Genomic DNA, 23,834 nt, shown 5'->3' on the forward strand with positions numbered 1-23,834 from the left:
CCAAGCGGCTTCCTTTTAGGCGCCTCCAACCACGCAGGCCCCTTCGTCTAGCGGTTAGGACGCGGCCCTTTCACGGCTGAAGCACGGGTTCGATTCCCGTAGGGGTCACCATTCAGGTGTTTCAAACACTTAGCGGTGCACAGGACGCGAGCGTCCTGCGGTTTATCTCACAGCGCTGGTATCGAATCCTGGCCTGCTTTGACAGCCTGCTCGGCCGCCGCGTCCGAGCGGGCGTCCACCTTCATACCCTATTTGCCATATGGTCGCCCTCGCCGGAGAACCATCGGCAATCGACGGCAACTCCGCTATGAACGATCAAGGGCTCCGCGTGGAACGCGAAGCCCTTGATTGTCGAAGCTTGTCGCTGTCAGGCGGCGCTCACCAGTTGAGGCCGACCCGGGCGTAGAGATAGCGGCCGTTGAACCCGAACGGCGAATAGGACGGGTAGCCCAGCACGCCCGTGCTGTTGTTCGCGGCGATCGTCCGGTCCGGATAGACGTCGAAGACGTTGCTGATGCCCAGGCCGATCTGTGCACCCTTCGCCGCGGTGTAGCGGAGTTCGAGGTCGGTGATCGCGTGCTTGCCGGTATGGACGTCCGCCGCGACGAGCGTGCCCGGCTGGTTGACGTCGCCGTAATAGGTGACCCGCGCGAGCGCACCAAGCCGGTCGAGCGACCAGTCGATCGTCCCCGTCACCTTCGTGCCTGGGGTTCCGTCCTCCAGCGTCAGGATGCGGCTGCGCGCGAACAGCGTCGGCGCCGGGTTGAGCGTCGAGGTCGTCACCGGCACGCGCGTCACGTCAACGTCGTTGATGTTGCCTGCGACGGTAAAGTCGAACGTCCCGGCGCTTTCCGCAGCCAGCCGGTAATGCGCGACCGCGTCGATGCCCTTGGTCGTCGAGGCAAGCCCGTTGAGGAAGAAGCGCGCGGCGGACACGTTGAACGGCGCGAGCAGCGATGCCACGGTCGGGCTGAACGTTGCCGCGATATTCTCCGACAGGCCGATCTGGTCACGGATATGGATGCGATAGGCATCGATCGTGAGGTCGAAGCCGCCCGCGCGGATGACCGTGCCGACCGACAGGTTGGTCGACTTTTCCGGTTCGAGCTGCAGACCGCCGAGTGCGCTCGCGACGGTGCTGACCGAGGGGAAGGTCCCGGTCAGGATCGGTACCCCGTTGGTGACCACCGAAGCGGTCTGCGTGAAATATTGCTGCTGCAGCGACGGCGCGCGGAACCCGGTCGAGGCGGTGGCGCGCAAGGCGAACCAGCGCGTGAAGTCATAGCGCAGCGAGGCCTTGCCGGTCGCGGTGCTGCCGAAATCGGAGTAATCCTCGGCTCGGCCGGCCAGCCCGACGAGCAGCTTGTCGGTCACCTGTGCCTCGATATCGAGGTAGATGCTGCCGTTGCGGCGGCTCTGCTCGGTCGCATTGCCGGGCGAGAAGCCGCCGAATCCCTGCGCGCCCGGTGCGGCTGTGGTGTTGGCGGGAATGCCCGTCACCGTGCCGGCCGCCGGATAGCCGTAGGACGCCAGTTCGCCGGCGACGATCTTGTACCCCTCGCGCCGGCCTTCGATACCGAAGGCGACGTTCAACGACTGGAAGACGTCGAATTTACGCGAGACGTCGAGCCCGGCGACATACTGGTCGTAGATCGTCGAGCCGTCCTCGAAATTGTGCGGCGTTGCCGTGCCGAACGCGTAGTTCGCCGAATTCAGCGTCCGATAATCGATCGTGTTGCGGCCGTAGCTGAGCGAGAGATCGACGTTGAAACCGCCGAGATCGCCGCGCAGGCCGACCGCGGAGTTGATGTCCTTCGACTTGGTGTTGATGATCGGCAGGAAGCCGCCCGCATACCCCGCGCGGGTCAGCAGGGCCAGTGCCGCCGTCGTCGCGGTGGTGGCGGCGACGCGGGGAAACGCCGCGCTCCGGCTGTCGCGATCCTGATAACCACCGAACGCGTAGAGGCTGAGCGTGTCGGTCAGCGAGGTGCCCGCGTTGACGAAGCCGGTATATTGCTCGACCGCCGGGTCGCCATAACGGCCGGTGACGCGATTGGGCGTCACGCGCGTGTCGGTATCGGCGCGGTTGGTCGGCTGGCGCTTGGTATATTCGCCCGAGACGGTGACGAAGCCGTCGCTGCCGAAGCCGATGCCCTGCCATGCCGAGGCGGTGACCGCATGCTCGCCGGTCACGTCGCGACTGTTGTTCGCGGTGTCGACGTCGGTGTTGTACAAGCCATAGGTGACCTGCGCACCGCCACCCGAGCGTGCTTCGCGGAGTCGCAGGTTGACGACGCCGGCGATCGCATCCGAGCCATATTGCGCCGAAGCACCGTCGCGCAGCACTTCGATCCGGTCCAGCGCCACGGTCGGGACCGTGTTGAGATCGACCGCCGCCGACCCCCGGCCGACGCTGCCGTTGGTATTGACCAGCGACGACGTGTGGCCGCGAATGCCGTTGATGAGCACCAGCGTCTGATCGGGCGACAGGCCGCGCAACGTGGCCGGGCGGATCGCGTCGGTCCCGTCGGTCGCCGAGGGACGTGGGAAATCGATCGATGGCGCGATTGCCGACAGCGCGGTCGCGAGCTCGGTGGTGCCTTGGCGCTGCAGGCTGGCGCCGCTCAGCACGTCGACCGGCGACGCGCTGTCGAGCCGGGACCGGCCGGCCGTGCGCGTGCCGGTAACGATGATGTCGCCCTTCTCGTCGTCGAGCGGCGCGGCGGCGGGATCGGCGGCGGGATCGGCGGCGGCAGCCACTGGCGCGGGCGTCTCCTGCGCCGACGCTGCCTGCGCATGGGCGAGCGCAAAGGTCGAAACGGCAAGGGCCAAGGCGGTACGGTAGATGATCATGTCACGAGTCCCTGTAGCAGCATCGCTCTGCGGCGATCATGCTCTCCGGTCGCCTCGAACGGGCGCTCGATCAACGAAAAAAAACTACGGCCGGATGCGTCTTCGGCGACATTCCAACGGGATATGGAACGCTCACGCTCAGCGGTACGCTGTCAGGCGTGCTCGACGACTACCGCGCCAGCCAGCCTCCGTCGACGGCGAGGATATGGCCTTGCACGTAGTTCGCGGCGGCAGAGGACAGGAACACCGCCGCCCCGCCGAGGTCGCTGGCATCGCCCCAGGCGCCTGCCGGGATGCGGTCGAGGATCGAGCGGTTGCGGGTCTCGTCCGCCTGTAGTGCTGCGGTGTTGTTGGTCGCGATGTACCCGGGCGCGATCGCGTTGACGTTGATGCCCTTGGCGGCCCACTCGTTCGCCAGCAGCTTGGTCAGCCCGCCGATCCCGGACTTCGAGGCGGTATAGCTCGGCACGCGGATGCCGCCCTGAAACGTCAGCATCGAGGCGATGTTGACGATCTTGCCTGAGCCGCCCTCCTTTTCGATGCGCGCGATCATGTGGCGCCCGGCCGCCTGGCACAGGAAGAACACCGACTTCAAATTGGTGTCGATCACCGCATCCCAGTCCGCTTCGCTGAAGTCGACCGCGTCGGCTCGGCGGATGATGCCGGCGTTGTTGATCAGGATGTCGAGCCTGCCAAGCCTGGCGACGGTCTCGTCGACGACGCGCTGGACCGGCTCGATCGTCGACAGGTCGGCCGAGACGATCTCCGCTTTTCGCCCCAGCGCACGGATCTGCGCGACGGTGTCTTCGGCGGGCGTACGACCGACGCAGGCGACGTCGGCGCCAGCGGCGGCGAGCGCGACGGCGATCGCCTGGCCGATGCCGGTGTTGGCGCCGGTGACGATCGCGACCTTGCCGGTCAGGTCGAAGGGGTTTGTCATGCTTTCTTTCTCATTCCCCTCCCGCCTGCGGGAGGGGTTAGGGGAGGGGAAATGCGGACCAGCGCTCGTGGACACGCCCTCCCCCGACCCCTCCCGTGAATGGGAGGGGAGAAGACTTACGCCAGCTGGCAGATATCCAGGACGTTCATGTCGGTATAATCCTGGTTCTCGCCGGCCATCGCCCAGATGAACGCGTACGCCTTGGTGCCCGAGCCCATGTGGATCGACCAGGGCGGGCTGATCACCGCTTCCTCGTTTGCCATGACGATGTGCCGGGTCGCCTCGCCTTCGCCCATGTAGTGGAACACGCGGTCCTTCTCGAGATCGTCGAGTTCGAAGTAGAAATAGATCTCGCTGCGACGCTCGTGGATGTGCGGCGGCATCGTGTTCCACACCGAGCCGGGCTTCAGGACGGTGAGCCCCATGACCAGCTGCGCACTGTCGCAGATGCCGGGGATGACCATCTGGTAGATCGTCCGCTCGTTCGAGTCCTTGAGGCTGCCGCGCTCCAGCGTGGTCGCATCGCCGACCGAGATCACGCGCGTGGTGAACGCTTTGTGCGCCGGGCACGACGCCAGATAGAAGCGCGCGCCGTCGCCCGAGAACTGCACGTCCTTGGCGCCCATCGTCACGTACAGGCAGTCCTTGTTGCCGAGCGTGAAGGTCTCGCCGTCGACCGTGACGGTGCCGTTGGTCTTGCCGACGTTGACGACCGCGAGTTCGCGACGTTCGAGGAACGGATGACCCGCCGCCGATGCCGGCTCGGCCTGGTCGGGCAGCTTCACGCTACCGCTGGCGACCGCAACGCCGCCAATCACGAAGCGCTCGGCATGCGTGTAGTTGAGCACGCATTCACCGTCGCGGAACAGGTCCTGGATCAGGTACCGGTCGCGCAGTTCGTCGTTGGATACGCACTCCATCATGTCGGGGTGCGTGGCGTAGTAAATGCGGTCGTACATGCGGGACTCCGATGGCCGGGACATAGAAGACTCGATACCGCTCTGCATATTTTGGCGCAAGTGACCACAATACGGGACTTACCTCAGTCGCGACCGGCGTCGCCAAGACGGCGTTTGCCCACTGCATCCGGCGACCGGATGGTCGTGCGGTCGAGCGCTTCCGGGATCAACGCCATGCACTGGATCGCGGCGAGCCCCCATTGCGCGGACGCATTGGTCGAGACGCCGGGCCATTCGGTGACATGGCCGTCGGTGTGTCGCGGATCGTTCGGCCATGTGCCAAGTCCCGCATCGCCGGACAGGAACTCTCCCGCCGCGCGTGCCGCAAGCGTCGCGTCCTGCGTTTCGTGCGCGACGTACGCGGTGAGCCGCGAATGCGCCTCGCGGAGGTTGCGCGGGCCGAACGGTGCACCGAACTTGGCGAGGTATTCGGTCTGGGGCGCGTTGTACCATCGGCAGTAATCGAGCCAGGCGGTGCGATAGCGGGGTACGTCGAGCAGGCGGATCAATTCCGAACTCACCTCGACCGCGCCGAACACCGCGTTGAGATGCGAGAGCCGGATACCGCGATTCTGGTCGATGAACCGCCCCGAGGCGAGATCGAACGGTGCGCTGCCGGCCATCCAGCCGTGCGGCAGGCGGCCGATGCTGTCGAGCCCGGCGACGATCCGGTCGCGCCAGCGGGTGTCGCCGGTCCGCTCCCATTCGGTCAGCCATGCCGCGGCGAGCGGGCACCAGGTCGTCCCGAACGTCATCTCGATCGTGCCCGTCGGCAGCACCTGCTTCTTAGCGCCCGGCACCTTCCGCCCGATCTCGACCTGCTGAAGAGTTTGGTCCGAGGTGAGCAGGTCGCGCATCAGGTCGCCGACGCGTTCGTCTGCGGTCAGATAATAGAAGATGCGGCGATAGCTCGCGTTGCTGACGCGCGGCTGTTTCGAACTGTCGCTCCAGTGCTGGACGCCGTGGCGCGTGCCCATGCCGGCGAAGCGACCGCCGTGATAGACGTCGACCTCGCCGGTATGGCGGGTCATCGCCTCGGCAAAGCGGAACGCCTGCGCGTTGCCGGTGCGCAGGACCGAATACCAGAGCCACAGGTCGGGCGAGAGTTCGCTGTTGTCCCACGCGAACCCGCCGATATCGTACCGCCAGCGATGCCGGTCGCTGTCGTAAGTGTGCATGATATCGCCGTGGTTCCAGAACCCGTACCAGGACCGGCGATCCACTTCGCCGGCGTAGAAATCGATCAAATTGTCGAGCTGGTTCTCGATCGCGGTGCGGTTCGGTGTCGAGCGATCGGGCAGGCCCCAGTCGCCGAAGACGCGCGCGGCGTGGAGGTGCTCGGGGCTCGTCATCAATTGCGGCGGTGTCGCTTGCGCCTTCGCCATCTGCGCGAGCGTCGCGGTATCGGGCGTCGCGGGGAGCGCCCAGAGCGTCAGTTCGCTGGTCCGCGCGATGCCGGATGCGTCGTCCCAGCCGGGCTCGTAATCTTCATAGGTGACGGACAGCCCCTCGTTCTGCGCGGCGAACGCCTCCATCCCCATCGCGCCGTGATAGGGACGCAGGTCCATCGCCGACGCCTCGGGCGACCACAGCCACGCCGTCAATCGCGCCGCATCGCCGTCCGCACCGTCGATGTGGAGCGCGGTCGGATGACGCTGCCAGAAATAGCGTTGGCCGAGCGCGACGCCGCCGTCCGGACCGCCGACATAGGTAAGCCCAGGCGCCCGCGTGCCTTCGTCGGCGTCGATCCAGCCCTGCCCCGGCGCGGTCCGCTTGGTCAGCTGCCAGCCATTGGCGTTAGGCTGTTCGAGGCGAAAATCGCCCCAGGCGGGAATCCGGTCGAGGGTATCGCGGACCGCGGGCGCCATCGTTGCCAGCGGCGGCGTGGCATGGCCGGCGACCTGCGCCTCGCGGAACGCCCGACCAGGATCGCGGCGCAGGCCGGTAAGTGGTCGGACACCCTCGGCGAACATCTGGCCGTCGGTGGCGATGCGGACATGGCGATCGTGGAGCGCGCCGCGCATCGGCACCGACGCCTGCACGCCCAGGCTCGCGAGAAAGTCGTGTCGCGCATTGCCGTCGAACACGAAGCTGTGGACGATCCGCAACGCCGCCGAGCCGGCATAGGCGTAGAGGCGCACGGTGAACGGGAGCCAGCGGCGATCGCCGACGACGTGCCGCCCCTCGATCTTGACGACCGCGCGGACGGGGCCGCGTTGCTCGATGGTCACCTTTTCAATCTCGCCGGCGAACGACACGGGTTCGCCGTGAAGCGGATCGGACGTCACCGAACCGACCAGGGTGACAGGACCGAGCACGGGCCGCCCGGACTGGCTGGCCGAGCGGACCAATGCGGGGCCGGTGCGACCGATCTCCCAGTGCAGGTCGCCGACGTCGATGAGCACGGCATCGGTCGTCTCGGTGACCTTCACTGCGCGCGCCGGTGTCGTCGCCCGACCGCGCGTGACGATCAGGCCAGCGGGCGCGACATCGGCGGGCACCGCGTGCGCGCTCCACTTGATCGAACCGTCGGGCCAGGTCGCGGTGGTCCAGGTCTGCGCGGGTATGTCGGCGCCATCGACGGTGCGGACCGCGAGCGCGGTATTGCGCTTCAGCACGCCGCGCGGCCAGGCGACGCCGAACGTCTGCCCCAAATGCATCGTCGGCGCAGTCCCGTCGATCCAGCGGATCGGCGCGGGCTGGAACGCGAGCGCGGGCGCGGCATCGAGCCGGACCGGCAGCAGCGCGGTCGCACCGCCGAGCAGCGCGACTTTCAGCGCATCGCGACGCGTAGGGGTCATCGGGGTCATGATCGTCTCCATCAGCGGCGCGTGATCGACAGGCGTCGGATGCGCAGGTGGCTCCACGTGGTCCGCAATCCGAACTGGCCGGATGCGTAGGGTGCGGGGTCGTCGAGCGTGAACACCCGCCGCCCGTCGCGCTCGACCGCGACCGTCCGTCCATCCGCGATCAGCCGGATCGCCGTCCAGCGATTGGGCTGAAGCATGTCGGCGGCGTCGCGCTTATCGTGCTGGGGCAGCAACGGGCGATCGCCGGCGCGGCCGACGTAGCGGCGGAAGCGGGTCGTGGTGTTCCGGTTGCCGCCGATGCCGACATAATAGGTGCGCAGGCTGTCATAGTCCGCGAAGGCGCCGCTGCGACGGTGGGCGAGAACGGAACCGCCGTCGTCGTTGCGGGCCATCCAGAACGCGTTGAGATCGCTGACCTTATCGTTCAAGCCGCGTTCGGACACCGCCATCGCCTCGAAACGGATCACGACCGGCGCCGCGACCGGTTTGCGCCACCAGAGCGTGAGGCCCTTGGCGGTATCGATGTCGATGATCCCGCCGCGTTCGGCGACTCGCGCCGCGGGGTCCTCGGCTTCAACGACCCAATCGGCGAGCGGCGGGTGCGCGAAAGACGTCGACGGCAGGCTGGCGAGGATGCCCGCTACGATCCGAAGCCGTGCCGTTACCCGCATGCCGTGCCCTCCCCCGCGCCGTCGTCGCGCTTTGGCACTGCATAGGCTGCGAAATCGTAGCCGCCAAGTTCGTGCCGAATATTAGTTATGCATTCCACATGATGGTGGAATCGTCGTGTTGCCAGTTGCTCTTTCCGGAACGGCGTCGCATCATGCGGGAAAGAAGACATGGGAGAGCGTGGGTGAGAAACGGCCTGTCGATAGCCATCGCTATGGTTGCGCCCGCGCTCGGAGGAGCCAGCCCCGCTCCTATGCGGATCTTCATCGCCAGCGACTCGACCGCGCAGGATTACAAGCACGACCGCTATCCCCAGTCGGGCTGGGGAACGATGCTGCGCTGCGCCGTGGCGCCAAACGTCAGCGTCGAGAACCGCGCGATCGGCGGGCGCAGCACCAACAGCTTCATCCGCGAGGGCCGGCTCGACACGATCGCCGCGGACCTGCGGAAAGGCGATACATTGCTGATCCAGTTCGGGCACAATGATGCGAGTGTCGACAAGCCCGAGCGCTTCACCAGCATCGCGCAATATCGCGCGAACCTGCACCGCTTTCTCGACGTCGCGCGCCACGCGGGCGCGAAGGCGGTGATCCTGACTCCGGTCGCGCGACGCGACTTCAAGGACGGGGTCGAGCAGCCGAGCTTTCCGACCTATGCCGATGCGGCGCGACAAGTGGCGCGCGAGACGCGGACGCCGCTGATAGATCTCGGCAAGACGTCGCAGGCTTGGGTGCAGGCCGCCGGACCCGAGGCGGCCAAGGGGTATTATCTGCATTATACCGGTACGGCGGGTGCGCCCGGCTATCCCGCAGGCGTGGCCGACGACACGCACTTCAGCGAGGTCGGCGCCCGGCGGGTAGCGGATCTGGTCGCGACCGACCTGCATCGGTTGAAGCTGCCGATCGCGCGGTACGTAACGCCGGCGACACCGGCATTGACGCGGACGACGCCGGCGGGGGGCCCGACATGCGGCTGATCGGCGCGCTGGCGCTCGGGGCGGTGATGATGAGTGTGCCTGCCGACGCCCAATCTCGGCGGTTCGTGTTCGGTGGCGGTGCCGCGCCCGCGGGTACCGTCGCGGTTGCGCCCGGGCGTGCCTATGCGGACGGCTTCGGTTTCGAGGGCGGCAATCCTGCGTTGTTCTCGGTTGCCGTGCCGCCGGGCAATTACCGAGTGACGGTGACGCTCGGCCTTCCCAAAATTCGCACCGACACCAGCATCAAGGCGGAAACGCGCCGGTTGATGCTCGATGCGATCGTCGTGCCGGCAGGACGAACGATCACGCGGAGCTTTGTCGTCAACGTCCGTGACGCCGCACTTACCCCGCCGCCGCTGAATGCGCCGGGCGGTACCGCGGTTCTGCTGAAGCCACACGAGCGCGGATCGTTCAGCTGGGACGACCGGCTGACGCTGGAGATGCTCGGCACGAAGCCCGGCGTCACCGCGATCACGATCGAGCCTGTGAGCGTGCCGACCATATTCCTGCTCGGAGACTCCACGGTCACCGACCAACCTGCCGAGCCTGCTGCGAGTTGGGGGCAGATGCTCCCGGCCTTCTTCGGTCCGGACATCGCCGTCGCCAATCATGCCGAATCCGGCGAGACGATGAAGTCGTTCATGACCGAATTGCGGTTCGCCAAGGTGCTCGAGTCCGCGAAGCCGGGCGACTTCGCACTCGTCCAGTTCGGGCATAACGACCAGAAAACGCAGTGGCCGCAGACCTATGCCGCGGCCGAGACGACCTATCGCGACTATCTGCGCGCCTGGATCGCCGAGTTTCGCCGACGTGGCGTGGTGCCTGTCCTGGTGACCTCGCCCGAACGGCGGATGTGGACGGGCGACAGGATCCGCCCGACGCTGGCGGATTATGCGACGGCCGTGAAGGCGGTGGGCGCGGAATTGCGCGTTCCGGTGATCGACCTGAATGCGGCGAGCATCCGGTTCTACGAGGCGCTCGGCCCGACGCGCGCGCCGCTCGCGTTCAACGATGGCGGCAAGGACGCGACGCACCACGACAATTACGGCGCGTGGGTGCTCGCGCGCGCGGTCGCGGCGGGGATTGCAGCGGCGAGACTGCCGCTCGCCAACCATTTGAAGCCGGATCTGGCGACGTTCGATGCGGACCATCCGCCCGATCCTGCCACGTTTCGGCTTGCACCGAGCGTGGCGCATGATGCCACGCGGCCCGACGGGAGCTGAGATGACGACGCGACGCACGATCCTAGCCGGTGGCCTTGCCGGCCTGTTGCCGCTCCCCTCCTTCGCACAGGATACCAACCTCAAGGTGGACCGGTTTCCGTTATGGCCGGGTGCGGCGCCCGGCGGCCCGACACCGGCGGTTACCGACCAATGGGTCAAGCGCTCGCCGACCGGCGCGGCGGACGACATCGCGTGGCCGCACGTGGCGACGCCGATGCTGACGGTGGTCCGGCCTGCCAGGCCGAACGGCGCGGCCGTGCTGATCTGTCCGGGCGGCGGCTATGCACGCGTTGCGGTCGGTCGGACGGGCGGCAGCATCGCGTTCGATTTCGCGGCACGCGGCATCACCGCGTTCGAACTCCTCTATCGCCTGCCGCACGACAATTGGGCGGCGGGCCCTGACGCGCCCTTGCAGGACGCACAACGGGCAATGCGCGTGATCCGCGCGGGTGCAGGAACCCGCTGGTCGGTCGACCCGGCGCGGGTTGCGGTCACAGGCTTTTCCGCGGGCGGGCATCTCGCGGCAAGGCTCGCCTCGCGGTCCGCATTGTCGACCTACACGCCCGGCGATGCAGTGGATCGCCTGTCGGCGCGGCCGGCGATCGCCGGGCTGTTCTTTCCGGTGATAACGATGCTCGACGACGGCGTGCACGGGCATTCGCGCGACGAACTGCTCGGATCGCATGCCGCGGATCCGGTCTGGCAACGCCGATATGCCGCGCAGCTCGACCTGCCCGCCGACATGCCGCCGAGCTTCGTCGCGTGCAACGGCGACGACCCGGTGGTGCCGATGCGCAACAGCGTGCTGATGTACGAAGCGCTGCACGCGGCCAAGATCCCGGCCGAGCTGATGATCTTCGAAAAAGGCGGCCACGGCCCGCCCGCCGCGCACCGCGACGGTTCGCCAGTGCCGTGGATGGACCTCTTCCTCGCCTGGTCGCGCGATCATGGCTGGCCTGCCTGACAAGGATGGTGCGGATGAAAACATTGTGGATAGGCTTGACGCTAGCGGTGCTGTCGTCAGCCATTGCCCCCTCAGTCGCCGCGTCAGTCGCTGCGACACCGCCTGGCTGGATCGATGCCAAGACCGGTCACCGGATCCTGCGCCTGTCCGACGCACCCGGCAATTACGCGCTGTATTTCAACTACAACGCCTACACGCCGCAGGGCGACCTGATGATCTTCCAGACCGCCGAGGGCATATCGGTGGCGGATACGAAGACGTGGACGGTCAGGTCCTTGCTGCACCGGCCCGGCGCTCACCTGCTGTTCGCCGGCCACAAGACCCGCACCGCGTATTTCTCGGAGCAGATCGGCTCCGATCCCGACGCACCGATCACGATCTATGCGGCCGACATCGACACCGGCAAGGTGCGCAAGGTCGCGGTCGTGCCGCAGGGTAGCCGGATCGACACGCTCAATGCGGACGAAACCCTGCTCGCCGGCCAGGTTGCTTCGCGCGACATGCCGCTGCAGCCCAACGCGCCGGGCGTCGACGTCAAGATCGGGCAAACCGCCTATGCCGCGAACTGGCCCGACGGCAGGCCGATGGCCTATGCCGATGCCAAGGAGTTTCGCCTGAACCAGCGGCTCGACGCGCGCATCCCGATGGAGATCTTCACCGTCGACGTGAGGACCGGGCAACGGCGCAGCGTGGTCAAGGCGACCGACTGGCTCAACCACCTGCAATTCTCGCCGACCGACCCGACGCTGCTGATGTATTGCCACGAGGGGCCGTGGCACAAGGTCGACCGGATCTGGACCATTCGAACCGACGGCAGCCAGATGACCAAGGTCCACACGCGGACGATGAACATGGAGATTGCCGGCCACGAGTTCTGGTCCCCCGACGGCAAGACGATCTGGTACGATCTGCAGACGCCACGCGGAGAGGATTTCTGGCTGGCGGGTTACGACGTCGCGACCGCCAAGCGTCGCTGGTATCACCTCGAGCGCAACGAATGGTCGGTGCATTACAACGTCTCCGCGGACCAGCAGCTGTTCTCGGGCGACGGCGGCGACAGCGAGATGGTCGCACGCGCGCCCGATGCGAAGTGGCTCTATCTGTTCCGTCCGCGCGCGGTGCCCGACGTTGCCGGGATCCATGCCGACAACGCCGACAGCCTGATCGCGGCAGGGACATTCGCGACCGAAAAGCTCGTCGACATGAGCAAACAGGACTATAAGCTGGAACCGAACGCACGGTTCTCCCCCGACGGCAAATGGCTGATCTTTCGGGCGAACATCGAGGGCAAGGCCGCGATCTACGCGGTCGAGACCGGGAAACCCGCGCGATGAGGCGCACCCTGTCGACGCTGGCGTTCGCCGCGATGCTGCTCACGACGACCGCGCAGGCGGCGCCGCGGGAGACGCTGGACTTCGACAGGGGCTGGCTGTTTGCCAAGGACGATCAGGCGGGTGCTGAGACCACGGCGTTCGGCGACGCGCGCTGGGCGACGGTAGACCTGCCGCATGACTGGGCGATCGCGGGGCCGTTCCTGGAAACAGCGCCGGCGACCGGATCGGGCGCGTTCCTGCCGACCGGCGTCGCCTGGTATCGCAAGCACTTCAAGACCCGGCCGGGCTGGAAAGACCGGCGCGTGTTCGTCGAACTCGACGGAGTGATGGAGCGGTCGGGTGTCTGGGTGAACGGCATGCATCTCGGCTACCGCCCGAACGGCTATCTCCCGCTGCGCTACGAGTTGACGCCGTTCCTGCGGGATGGCGACAACGTGATCGCGGTCCGTGCGGACACGGCGAGCCAGCCTGCGTCGCGCTGGTATGCTGGTAGCGGGATCAACCGGCACGTCCGCCTGATCGTCACCGATGACGTGCACCTCGAAGCGGACGCGACCGCGGTGCGGACGTTCGCGATCAGCGACGCCGCGGCAACGGTGACGGTGACCACGTCCGTGCAGAACCAGGCGCAGAGCCAGCGATCGGCCCGGCTGGCCGTCGATCTCGTCGGCCCCGATGGCAAGGTCAGGGCGTCGGCGATCGGCGAACCGCTCGTGTTGGGATCGGGGCGCGCAGCCGCCGCGACGCTGTCGCTCACTCTACCGCGTCCGCAGCGCTGGAACATCGGCGACCCCGCCCTTTACACGGCGCGCGTTGGCGTGATCGGCGACGACGGTCAATCGCTGGACGACGACGATATCCGCTTCGGCGTGCGCGAAGCGTGGTTCGAGGCGGCGACCGGGTTCTGGCTGAACGGCCGCAACGTCAAGCTGAAGGGCGTGGCAATCCATGCGGACGGCGGTGCATTCGGCGCTGCGGTGCCCCTCGCCTTCTACGAACGGCGGTTGCGCGGGTTGATGGCGCTCGGCGTCAACGCGGTACGGACCGTGCATAACCCGTTCCCGCCCGAGTTCCTCGATCTGTGCGACCGGCTCGGGCTACTGGTGATGGGCGAGCCGTTCGACATGTGGACGGTGGCGAAGAACCCGCAGGACTATCACCTGTTCTTCACCGACTGGTCGTCGAGCGACGCGACCGCGTTCGTGCGCCGCGACCGCAACCATCCGTCGATCGTGATCTGGTCGATCGGCAACGAGATCCACGACACCGCCTACCCGATCGTCACGCAATCGATCATCGCGCGGCTGAAGACCGTGTTCCACGCGCAGGATCCCACGCGGCCGGTGACGATGGCATTGTTTCGTCCGAACACGACGCATGATTACGAGAACGGCACGGCCGACATGCTCGACGTGGTCGGCCAGAACTACCGCGAAACCGAACTCGCCAAGGCGCACGCCGACAAGCCGTCGCGCGTGATCATCGGCACCGAGAACAGCAAGAATTGCGAGAGCTGGATCGTCGTCCGCGACAATCCAGCCTATTCGGGCATGTTCCTGTGGACCGGTGCGGATTATCTCGGCGAAGCGGACAGGATCGGCTGGCCCGCGATCAGCAATCCGTCGGGGCTGGTCGACCGCACCGACCACGTGAAGCCGATCGGTTGGGAACGGGCGAGCTGGTGGTCGGCAACCCCGGTGGTGAAGATCGCGCGGCGCGTGACGCCGGTGATCGACACCAGCGAGCTGCCGACGATGGTCGGCGTGGCGATGCCGCAGCCCAAGGGACCCGGCGTGCTTGCCGACTGGTCGCCCATCGACCGCACCCCGCACGACGAGACGGTGGAGGTGTATAGCAACGCGCCGGAGGTCGAGCTGATCGTGGGCGGCCGCTCGTTGGGTCGCCGCCCCCGCAACGCAGACGACAAGCCGCGGCAATGGACGGTACCGTTCGTGCCGGGAACGATCCGCGCCGTCGGCTATGACGGCAAGCGCGTGGTCGCGCGTGACGAGCTGGCGACGTCGGGTGCGCCGGCCGCGATCCGGTTGACCGCGACGTCGCCTACGATCGGTCGCGGGTTCGACGCGGTGGGTTTCGTCGAAGTCGCGGTGGTCGATGCTAGAGGCGTCGTCGTGCCGGATGCTGCGTCGATGCTGACGGCGGGTGTCGAGGGCGGTACGCTGGCCGCGTTCGATAACGCCAGCATCACCGATCACACCGCCTTCGCGAGCGACAGCCGCGCCGCGAACGCCGGACGGGCACTGGTCATGGTGCGTGCTGGCGAAGGGAATGCGCCGGTTGTCGTCAGCGTTGCGTCGCCGGGGCTGAAGACGGGGACGGCTCGAATCGGGGTTGTACGCTAACCCGCCTCGATCGCTACCGAGTTGGCGCGTCAGACCAATACCGCGAGCTGTTTCCCCGCGAAGGCGGGGACCCAGACTGGGCTCCCGCCTTCGCGGGAGAACAAGGCACCGACGGAAGTGTTAGTCGGCTGTGTCGGACGGCGTGCGGCTGCCCGGGAAATAGCCGAGATGCGGGGGCTGGTTGTAGGCGGTATTCTGCCAGGCGACGCCCGCGCGGTAGATCGGGTCCTGCATCAGCGTCACGAGACGGTGCCTGGTCGGGTACGGTGTCACGTAGATCCGTAGTTCGGTGTTGTCGGCCGAGCGCCACACCACCTCCTCGCGCCAGTCGCCGAGAATGTCCGCCTGCAGCGCCGGATTGGACTTGGTGCCGTTGTTCGACGCCACGTCAGTCGGGTGAAGCAATGGCGTGGCAGTGCCCGTCTTCCAGTCCCATTTGCTGATCGTCGTGCCGTCCAGCAGTTCCTGGAGCAGATCACCGTCCCAGTAGAGCGCGAAGTTGGTCTGGCGTGGTGCCGGGCCGATCGCCCGGCCCTTCACGTCGAACAGGTCGCGGCTGTTCGAGCCCCATAGCTCGGCCCCGACGTGACGCGGATCGATGTCGGCGGCGAGACCGCGGCCGGTGTCGGTATCGGCAGGCTTGGTCCACAGGATCGCGCCGGTACGCGCATCGAGCAACGCCGAGCCGATCCCGCCATTGGTCTTCACCTGTTCGTGCACGCCCCATTTCTCGAGACCGGGCCGCAGCGGATCCAGATCCGCGACGTGCATCGCGTCGCCGTGGAACAGCGGCGCGGTCCAGAGCCCTTTGCCGTCGTCGTCGACCGCCATCGATCCGTAGACCACCTCGTCGCGACCATCGCCGTCGACATCGGCGATGCTGAGTTGATGGTTGCCGCGATCGGCATAGGCGGCGTTGCCCGGTGCCGCGCTGTCGAACAGCCAGCGCTTCGTCAGCTTGCCGCCGCGATAATCCCAGGCCGCGATCGCCGTGCGCGCATAATAGCCGCGACCAAAGATCATGCTGGGCAGGCGTCCGTCGAGATAGGCGGTGCCAGCGAGAAACCGGTCGGAGCGGTTGGCATAGCCGTCGCCCCAGGTATCGCGCATCTGCTCGAAGGTCGGATTGCCGCCGGGATACCGCGGAGGATCATAGGCGGCGGTGGCGAGCGCCCTGCCCGAGCGACCGTCGAACACAGTGAGATATTCCGGCCCCTTCAGGATGCGGCCGACCAGCGGGGCGACCTTCGAGCCGTCCGCCAGGACCTTGGCACCGGTCTTGTCGGGTTGCGGGACCTCACCGCCATGACCGCGCCAGTCGGCCTTCGCGTCGCCGAGGACCTCGCCGAGCCCGTCGACGGTACCGTCGGCGGTCTTCATCGCGATTTCAGCGCGACCGTCGCCGTCGTAATCGGCGACCTGGAACTGCGTGTAATGCGCGCCCGCCCGGATGTTGCGACCGAGATCGATCCGCCAGAGCCGCTTGCCGTCGAGCGTGTAGGCATCAACGAAAACGTTGCCGGTATAGCCCGCCTGGCTGTTGTCGTGGCTGTTGGTCGGATCCCATTTCAGAATGAGTTCGTACCGCCCGTCACCATCGAGGTCACCGACGCTGACGTCGTTCGCGGTGTAGGAGAAGGGTGCGCCGTCGGGCGTCGTACCACCGGGCGGGGGAACCAGCGGTATCGACAGATAGCCACGCGGGGCCATCAACGCCGCGCGATCGGCGACTACCGCGCTACCCGATCCGATTGCGCGGACGGTATAGCGTGCCTTGTCGCTACCGTTGCGATCGACGAACGACGTCGCGTCGGCGATCGGCTGGGCGGTGATCTTGCGTCCATCGCGATAGACGTCGAAGCGGGTCGCGGGCGGATCGCCGCGGAGCAGACGCCAGCTGATGAGCCAGCCACCGTCCCTGGACGGCGTTGCGACCAGACCGCGATCGAGCCGCTCCGCACTATGAGGAACTGCGGCCGGGACAGCCAAGACCGACGTCGAGACGCCTATCAGCAGGGCCAGCAGGGCTTGGTTGCGTACCGTCATCATCATCTCCCACCACGCTTCGCACTTGTCGTATTTATCCCAATTATTATGATTGCACTTCAAGAAATGGCAATCTAATAAACGGAACAGAGCTTCACAATGTGGTTTTTGGTCGGCTAGATGCCGACACGGGTGACGGTAAATGCCGCGCCAGCACGAGGGGATGATGATGACCGGGCCAAGCAACTGCAGCCATCGCACGATACTCAGCCTGGCTGCCGGCACGTCTGCACTCGCGCTCATATTCGGCTGCATCGCGCCCGCCACCGCGCAGACTGGCGCGCAGATCGGGGCGCAGGTTGGCGCACAGACCGGCCCGACGACGGCGCCTTCCGCCGCCCCGCAATCGCCACAGGACACCGCCCCCGACGCGACGCTGTCCGATGGCGCAACGCCCGAGGACATCCTCGTCGTCGGTACGCGCGCCTCGCTGCAATCGGCGATCGCGCGCAAGCGCAAGGCCGGCACCGTGGTCGACTCGATCGTCGCGGACGACATCGCCAGCTTCCCCGACAAGAACGTCGGCGACTCCCTGGCGCGCGTGACCGGCGTGCAGCTCGATCGCGACTTCGGCGAGGGCGTCAAGGTTTCGATCCGCGGCGTCGAGCCCGATCTCAACCGCGTCGAGGTCAACGGCGTCACCCAGGCAAGCGCAGACGGCAGTCGCGCAGGCGATTTTCGCGATCTGGCAACCGAGCTCGTGAAGTCTATCGACGTCTACAAGGGCTATAGCGCCGACCTGACCGAGGGCGGTCTAGGTGGCACGGTGAGCATCGAGACCCGCCGCCCGCTCGAGCTGAAGAAGGCGCTCGGCACGCTGGTCGTCTCGGCGCAGCATCTCGAGACGACGCAGAACTGGCGCCCCCGGCTTACCGCCGTGCTGGGCACGCCGCATTTCCTGATCGACGGGCTCGGCGTCCTCGCCAACGTCACCTATGACGACAAGCAGCTGCGCCAGGACTATATCAGCAACACCAACTGGAAGCGCATCGCCGACTTTGACCGGTCGGACGAGAAGACCGTCGCCAACCCCGATTTCGCCAACTTCAACACCTATAGCAGTTGCGCAGGCGTCGGCGGCGCGAACGCGCCGGCAGCGACCGCTCGGCGACTGGCGTGCGAGACGCAGTTCTTCGACTGGGTGCCGACCGTGCCGCGGCTGCGCCAGCGCCGGATCGACGACAAGCGCCTGTCGGGCGATTTCCAGGTCCAGTATGAATTCGCGTCCAATTTCCGTGCGTTCGCCGAAGCGACGATCACCAACCGCAAGCAACAGCTGAACGACGTCAACTACTCGCTCGATCTCGGCCGGTTCGAGCGTTTCAACTACGACCCGGCACTTCCGGCCGGGCTCAACGGCGCAACGTCGCGTCCACAGATCACCGCGGGCACGTCGACCAGTGAGAACCACGTCGTCACCAGCGCGCTGACCGCGCTCAATTCGGTCAACGTCGGCACCGCCGCCGCGCCGGTCTGGAACGGCGCCAGCAACATCCTCGGCGTCCAGCGCCGCGACTTCGAATATGACCAGCGTACCCGTTATTACCTGACCGGGTTCGACTGGACGTTCGACGACCTGAAGATCAAGGCGCTCGCGTCGCATTCGACCGGGCGGACCGTCGGCGAGACCAACCTGCTGGCGTATTCGACCGGGATCAGCGGTGTCACGATCGATCGCCGCAACGACCTCGGCATCCCGGTGTTCGTGTTCCCCGAGAATTTTGATCCGGCGTCACCCAGCGCCTATGTCCGCCCGGGCGGTATCAATGCGCCCGGCCGGCAGGCGGGGCCGACGGTGCAGTATCGGCCGACCGACAACAACAACAAGGAAGATCAACTCAAGCTCGATGCCGATTGGGAGACGCACCTGCCGTTCCTGACGAGCATCGAATATGGCGGCCAGTTCCGCTGGCAGGAATACGAGAATTACGCCGGCGGCGGCACGCGCCTCCTGACCCCTGCGGTTTCGGCGAACCCGTCGACCGGCGCCGCGGCCACGGCGGCCGTGTACCAGACGAGCGCGAACGTGTCGTACACGACCGTCGTCACCGACACGCCGCCGGCGGTGCGCGCGGCGAACACCTATTACATGACGCAGGCGCAATATGCGCAGTTCGTCGCTGCGAACACCGGATCGCTGCCCGGCGCGTCGCTGTTCTCGGGGCTCAAGGGCGCACCGTCGGGGTTGCCGGGCCAGTTGGCGGTACCGGTCGTCGATTATAGCCGGCTGGGCGCGATCTACGACCTGTCGGGCTTCGATCAGGACCTCGTCCGCAACGCCGATGGCCTGTCGCAGATCCCCGCGGTGTTCATCAAGGAACGCGTCGCCGCCGCCTATATCAAGGGCAATTTCGAGCAGGACGTGCTCGGCATGCGGCTGAGCGGCAATGCCGGCGTCCGCTACGTGAAGACGATCGACGAGGGCACAGGCACCAACATCAGCCGTCAGACGCGGGTGCGTCCCGGTACCGGCGTCCCCGGCATACCCGCGGTGGTGGAGACCGTCATCCTGGGCGCGAACTCGCTCTCGCTCAACAACAGCTACACCGACTGGCTGCCGGCGTTCAACGCGGCGCTCGACATCACGCCGAACCTGACCTTCCGTGCCAACTGGGCGCGCAATCTGGCGCGGCCCAAGCCCACTGATCTCGTGCCGAACGTCAACTGCGTCGACGACGTGACCGACATCACCGGGCTCCAGGATGCGTGCGTATCAGGCAATCCCGACCTACTGCCGTACCGTGCCGATCAATGGGAGGTGAACCTCGGCTGGTTCCCGAACAAGGACACAGCGATCAGCATCGGCTATTTCAAGAAGTACGAGAAGAGTTTCGTCATCCAGAACATCACGCGGCCCGACGTCGACCTGTTCCAGGACGGTACGCTGTTCACCGTTCGCCAGCCGGCCAACGGCTTCGGCGCACTGCTGGACGGGATCGAGGCCAGCGTCCAGACCGCCTTCACCTTCCTGCCGGCGCCGTTCGATGGACTCGGCGCAAGCGGCAACGCGACCTTTGCACGCGCCATCCGCACCAACCTGACCAACATCGCCACCGGCCTGCCGCTCGACGACTATCCCGGCCTGTCGAAATGGACCGCCAACGCCAGCATCTTCTACGACAAGGACTGGCTGAACCTGCGGGTCAACTACAACTACCGTTCGAGCTGGCTGGTCACCGTCGCCGATGTCAATTTCGACAACAGCCCGATTTACCGCAAGGCTGAAGGTTTCATCGACGCCAAGGTGACGTTCCGCTTCCCGGAGCAGCACACCAATCTGTTCATGGAAATCCAGAACATCAACAAACAGTCGTCGAAGAGCTACATCGACAAGGCCCGGCCGGTCGAATATTACTATGCCGGCCAGCGCTTCTTTGCCGGTCTCCAGCTCAAATTCTGAAGCTCTCCCCTCCTCGGCCGACCGCCGCATGACGGTCGGCCGCTTTTTCCCGGTTTTCCAGTCATGTAGCGCAACGGGAATCGCAGCAAGATTCGCCGATTGCCAGCATGTAGGAGCGCGTCTTATGGAGTGGGCATGAACACTTCCACGACGAATATCGACAAGATGGAGTCGGCTGGCAACGCCGTCGGCGCCGGCAGCCAGACCCTCATGCGCGGGCTCGACCTGATCGAGGCGGTCAGCCACGAGGTGCTGACTTTGAGCGAACTCGCGGTGAAGCTCGACCTGACCAAGAGCACGACGCACCGGCTGCTGAGCGCGCTGGTCGATCGCGGCTATCTCGCGTTCACGCCGCGCTCCGGATACCGGCTCGGGCCCAAGCTCCTGCTGCTCGGCACGCTCGCGCAGGCGCAGGCCGATCTGGTGCAGGTCGCGCGGCCGTATCTGGAGGAGCTTGCCGCCTCGACCGAGGACACCGTGCATCTCGGCGTGTTCGACGGCGATTTCGCGCTGTATCTCGACAAGGTGCCGGGGCGGCGGCGGATCACGATTTCGAGCCGGGTCGGCGATCGCCAGCCGCTGAGCTCGACCGGGCTCGGCAAGGCGCTGATGATCGATTCCCCGCCCGCGTATTGGCAGGAGCGCTTCGATGCGGACCAGGCGGCGGGTGCGCCGAAGGCCAATGCGAAGGTGTGGCGCGAGCGGATGCAGGGCTATGCGACGTGCGGCCGCGCGTTCGATCTGGAGGAGAACGAGGACCAGATCCGCTGCGTCGCCGCCCCCATCCGCGATGCGGCGGGGAAGATCGTCGGCGCGATCAGCGTGTCGAGCGCCGCGCAGTACATGAGCGACGACCGCATGACGACGCTGACCGACGAGGTGCGCGGTACGGCAGGCGCGATCAGCCGCGAGCTCGGGTTCGAGCCGCCAACCGACTAATGGGGAGACGATGATGTTGCTCGAAGGCAAGACCGTGCTGGTGACCGGCGCATCGGCAGGGATCGGTCGCGCGGTGGCGATCGGCTGCGCACGACACGGCGCCGACGTCGCGCTGAATTTCGCGCGTGACGTGGCCGGTGCCGAGAGTGCGGTCGCGGAGATCGAGGAACTTGGCCGGAAAGCCGTCGCGATCCAGGGCGACGTCGCCGACCCGGATACCGCCCGCGCCTTCATCGACAAGGCGGTGGCGGCGCTCGGGCGGGTCGACGTGTTCGTCAACAATGCCGGGATCTGCCCGTTCCACGCGTTCCTCGACATGCCGGTCGAGACGTTCGAGCGGACCATGCGCGTCAACCTCCACGGTGCGTATTACATGGTGCAGGCGGCGGCGAACCAGATGGTGAAGCAGGGCGATGGCGGGTCGATCATCGCGATGTCGTCGATCTCGGCGCTGGTCGGCGGCGAGTATCAGACGCACTACACCCCGACCAAGGCTGGCCTGCACTCGCTGATGCAGTCGGTCGCGATCGCGCTTGGCAAGCACGGGATTCGTTGCAACTCGTTGTTCCCCGGGACGATCCTGACGGACATCAACAAGGACGATCTCGCCGATGAGGCCAAGCGGTCGTACATGGAAAAGCGCATTCCGCTGGGCCGGCTGGGCAAGCCCGACGATCTGGTCGGGCCGACGGTGTTCCTGGCGTCCGATCTCGCGGAATACGTCACGGGCGCCTCGCTGCTGGTTGACGGCGGCATGTATGTGAACCTGCAATAAGCGGCTCTGGGGCCTTGTCCCTGACGCGCCGCGATGTCGGATTGGGGCTCGGCGCGGTGTTGCTCCCGTTTCCCGCGCATGCCGCGACCATGATCGACGTGCGCGATCATGGCGCGCGCGGCGACGGGCGGACGATCGACAGCACCGCGATCAACGCCGCGATCGCCGCTGCCGCCAAGGCTGGCGGCGGCACCGTGACTGTCCCCGCTGGTCGTTATCTGTGCTTCTCGATCCGGCTGCAGAGCCAAGTGACGATCCAGCTTGCCAGGGGCGCGGTGATCGAGGCGGCGGATCCGGCGCGGCACGCCGGACGCTACGACCTGCCCGAAGAAACTGGCGAGCAACTGTACCAGGATTTCGGCCACAGCCACTGGCGTAACAGCCTGTTCTGGGGCGAGGATGTCGAGAACGTCGCGATTGTCGGCCCCGGCCTGATCCATGGCCTCGGTCTGACTCGCGACGGTCCCGGCGCACGCTGGAAGGCGCAGACCGGCGAGCGGCCGCTGTCGATGCGGCAGATGAGCGCGGCCGAGATCGCCCGGCTCGAGCCCGATGCCGCGCGCATGAACGGGCTCGGCAACAAGGCGATCGCTTTGCGGAACGGGCGCAATATCCGTCTCGCCGGCTTCTCGATGCTCAAATGCGGGCATTTCGCGATCCTCGCGACGGGCACGCGGGACCTGCACATCCACGACCTGACGATCGATACGGACCGCGACGGAATCGACCTCGATTGCGTCCAGCGCACGATCGTCGAGCGGTGCCGCGTCAACACGCCCAACGACGACGCGATCGTCATCAAGAGCAGTTTCGCGCTCGGCCGCGCGGTCGCTTCGGAGGACGTGACGGTGCGGCACTGCGCGGTGTCGGGCTACGACCTCGGGACGATGCTCGATGGCACGCGGCGGACGACGCAATTGCTCGCGCCCGACCGAGACCGCGTGACGGGGCGGATCAAGCTCGGGACCGAGAGCAACGGCGGATACCGGCGCATCCTGATCGAGGATTGCAGCTTCACGCACTGCCGCGGCTTGGCGCTCGAGACCGTCGATGGCGGCGTGATGGAGGACGTCATCGCGCGCCGCATCACGATGCGCGACGTGACGACCGCGCCGCTGTTCCTGCGGATCGGCGACCGACGCCGCGGTCCGGCGGGTACCGGGATCGGCGCAATCCGGCGGGTGACGCTGAGCGACATCGACGCGACCGGGATCGATTACCGTTTCGCCGCAGCGATCGCCGGGCTCCCCGGCCATCCGGTCGAGGACGTCACGCTATCGCGCATCCATCTGACCTATTGCGGCGGCGGCACGGCCCAAGATGCCGCGCGGCTCCCCGAAGAGCATGCGAGCGCCTACCCGGAGCCGAGCATGTTCGGCATCCTTCCCGCATGGGGCCTCTGGGTCCGGCACGCGAGGGGGCTGGCGATCGACCGCCTCGACCTCGCTACGGGCACGCCCGACGCTCGGCCGCCCTTCGCGATCGAGGACGCAAGCGGACTTTCGGTGACGCGGAGCCCACTCTGGCGCGGATAGCGTTTGACCTGCGGGCGGAACAGCTTTACCAAATCGTACAGAACAATA

General features: G+C 66.6%; 15 protein-coding genes, 1 tRNA gene and 1 pseudogene. 10 read left to right on the top strand and 7 right to left on the bottom strand.

Going from position 1 to position 23,834, the window contains the following annotated elements; all coding sequences use genetic code 11:
- Nucleotides 1-36 precede the first annotated feature (36 nt).
- A tRNA-Glu gene (locus SJY41_RS10980) sits at nucleotides 37-111 on the top strand.
- 267 nt (nucleotides 112-378) lie between these two features.
- Here SJY41_RS10980 and SJY41_RS10985 read toward each other — a convergent pair.
- The 6 genes and pseudogenes from SJY41_RS10985 to SJY41_RS11010 all read right to left on the bottom strand — a co-directional run bounded on the left by SJY41_RS10985 (nucleotide 379) and on the right by SJY41_RS11010 (nucleotide 8,233).
- Nucleotides 379-2,853 carry a TonB-dependent receptor plug domain-containing protein gene (locus SJY41_RS10985; protein ID WP_380781649.1) on the bottom strand — a complete coding sequence of 825 codons (2,475 nt, stop codon included), beginning with the start codon at nucleotides 2,851-2,853 and terminating at the stop codon, nucleotides 379-381.
- A gap of 169 nt (nucleotides 2,854-3,022) precedes the next feature.
- Nucleotides 3,023-3,793, bottom strand: a complete 771-nt coding sequence (kduD, locus tag SJY41_RS10990) for a 2-dehydro-3-deoxy-D-gluconate 5-dehydrogenase KduD (protein ID WP_380781651.1) — start codon at nucleotides 3,791-3,793, stop codon at nucleotides 3,023-3,025.
- A 116-nt stretch (nucleotides 3,794-3,909) separates the two neighbouring features.
- Nucleotides 3,910-4,752: a 5-dehydro-4-deoxy-D-glucuronate isomerase gene (gene kduI, locus SJY41_RS10995; protein WP_380781653.1), complete on the bottom strand. Its 843-nt coding sequence runs from the start codon at nucleotides 4,750-4,752 to the stop codon at nucleotides 3,910-3,912.
- 83 nt (nucleotides 4,753-4,835) lie between these two features.
- The gene (locus SJY41_RS11000) at nucleotides 4,836-6,137 is read right to left on the bottom strand and encodes a hypothetical protein (protein ID WP_380784115.1); all 1,302 of its coding nucleotides are present in this window, start codon (nucleotides 6,135-6,137) and stop codon (nucleotides 4,836-4,838) included.
- Nucleotides 6,138-6,140: 3 nt separating this feature from the next.
- Nucleotides 6,141-7,574, bottom strand: a pseudogene (locus SJY41_RS11005) (Tat pathway signal sequence domain protein); the annotation flags it as partial.
- A complete protein-coding gene (locus SJY41_RS11010; RefSeq protein WP_380781655.1) occupies nucleotides 7,574-8,233 on the bottom strand; it encodes a DUF6250 domain-containing protein in 660 nt (219 codons plus the stop codon). The gene SJY41_RS11010 and the pseudogene SJY41_RS11005, both read right to left, overlap by 1 nt.
- 251 nt (nucleotides 8,234-8,484) lie before the next feature.
- On the opposite strand from SJY41_RS11010, the gene SJY41_RS11015 reads away from it, so the two are divergent.
- From SJY41_RS11015 to SJY41_RS11035, 5 genes are read left to right on the top strand one after another with little or no spacing between them, the layout of a single operon-like run.
- On the top strand, nucleotides 8,485-9,207 hold the full coding sequence (locus SJY41_RS11015) for a rhamnogalacturonan acetylesterase (protein WP_380781657.1): 723 nt from the start codon (nucleotides 8,485-8,487) through the stop codon (nucleotides 9,205-9,207).
- Entirely contained in the window at nucleotides 9,198-10,430 is a 1,233-nt protein-coding gene (locus SJY41_RS11020; protein WP_380781659.1) for a rhamnogalacturonan acetylesterase, read from the top strand. The genes SJY41_RS11015 and SJY41_RS11020 overlap by 10 nt, the downstream gene beginning before the upstream one ends.
- A 1-nt stretch (nucleotide 10,431) precedes the next feature.
- Nucleotides 10,432-11,394 (top strand): alpha/beta hydrolase, encoded by a 963-nt coding sequence (locus SJY41_RS11025; protein WP_380781661.1) that lies wholly within the window; start codon nucleotides 10,432-10,434, stop codon nucleotides 11,392-11,394.
- A 14-nt stretch (nucleotides 11,395-11,408) separates the two neighbouring features.
- On the top strand, nucleotides 11,409-12,728 hold the full coding sequence (locus SJY41_RS11030; protein WP_380781663.1) for an oligogalacturonate lyase family protein: 1,320 nt from the start codon (nucleotides 11,409-11,411) through the stop codon (nucleotides 12,726-12,728).
- Complete coding sequence (locus SJY41_RS11035) at nucleotides 12,725-15,091, top strand: glycoside hydrolase family 2 TIM barrel-domain containing protein (RefSeq protein WP_380781665.1); 2,367 nt, start codon at nucleotides 12,725-12,727, stop codon at nucleotides 15,089-15,091. Before SJY41_RS11030 ends, SJY41_RS11035 begins: the two co-directional genes overlap by 4 nt.
- A gap of 120 nt (nucleotides 15,092-15,211) precedes the next feature.
- On the opposite strand, the gene SJY41_RS11040 is transcribed toward SJY41_RS11035, so the two are convergent.
- Nucleotides 15,212-17,137, bottom strand: coding sequence for a rhamnogalacturonan lyase (locus SJY41_RS11040; protein WP_380781667.1), 1,926 nt, complete (start codon nucleotides 17,135-17,137; stop codon nucleotides 15,212-15,214).
- 142 nt (nucleotides 17,138-17,279) lie between these two features.
- On the opposite strand from SJY41_RS11040, the gene SJY41_RS11045 reads away from it, so the two are divergent.
- The 4 genes from SJY41_RS11045 to SJY41_RS11060 all read left to right on the top strand — a co-directional run bounded on the left by SJY41_RS11045 (nucleotide 17,280) and on the right by SJY41_RS11060 (nucleotide 23,786).
- Nucleotides 17,280-20,537 carry a TonB-dependent receptor gene (locus tag SJY41_RS11045; RefSeq protein WP_380781669.1) on the top strand — a complete coding sequence of 1,086 codons (3,258 nt, stop codon included), beginning with the start codon at nucleotides 17,280-17,282 and terminating at the stop codon, nucleotides 20,535-20,537.
- 135 nt (nucleotides 20,538-20,672) lie between these two features.
- Nucleotides 20,673-21,476 (top strand): IclR family transcriptional regulator, encoded by an 804-nt coding sequence (locus SJY41_RS11050; RefSeq protein WP_380781671.1) that lies wholly within the window; start codon nucleotides 20,673-20,675, stop codon nucleotides 21,474-21,476.
- 10 nt (nucleotides 21,477-21,486) lie between these two features.
- Nucleotides 21,487-22,251, top strand: coding sequence for an SDR family NAD(P)-dependent oxidoreductase (locus tag SJY41_RS11055; protein ID WP_380781673.1), 765 nt, complete (start codon nucleotides 21,487-21,489; stop codon nucleotides 22,249-22,251).
- Between the two features lie 14 nt (nucleotides 22,252-22,265).
- Nucleotides 22,266-23,786, top strand: coding sequence for a glycoside hydrolase family 28 protein (locus SJY41_RS11060; protein WP_380781675.1), 1,521 nt, complete (start codon nucleotides 22,266-22,268; stop codon nucleotides 23,784-23,786).
- Nucleotides 23,787-23,834 lie beyond the last annotated feature (48 nt).

The organism is Sphingomonas sp. R86520 (assembly GCF_042466285.1).
In the GTDB taxonomy this organism is placed as follows: Bacteria; Pseudomonadota; Alphaproteobacteria; order Sphingomonadales; family Sphingomonadaceae; genus Sphingomonas.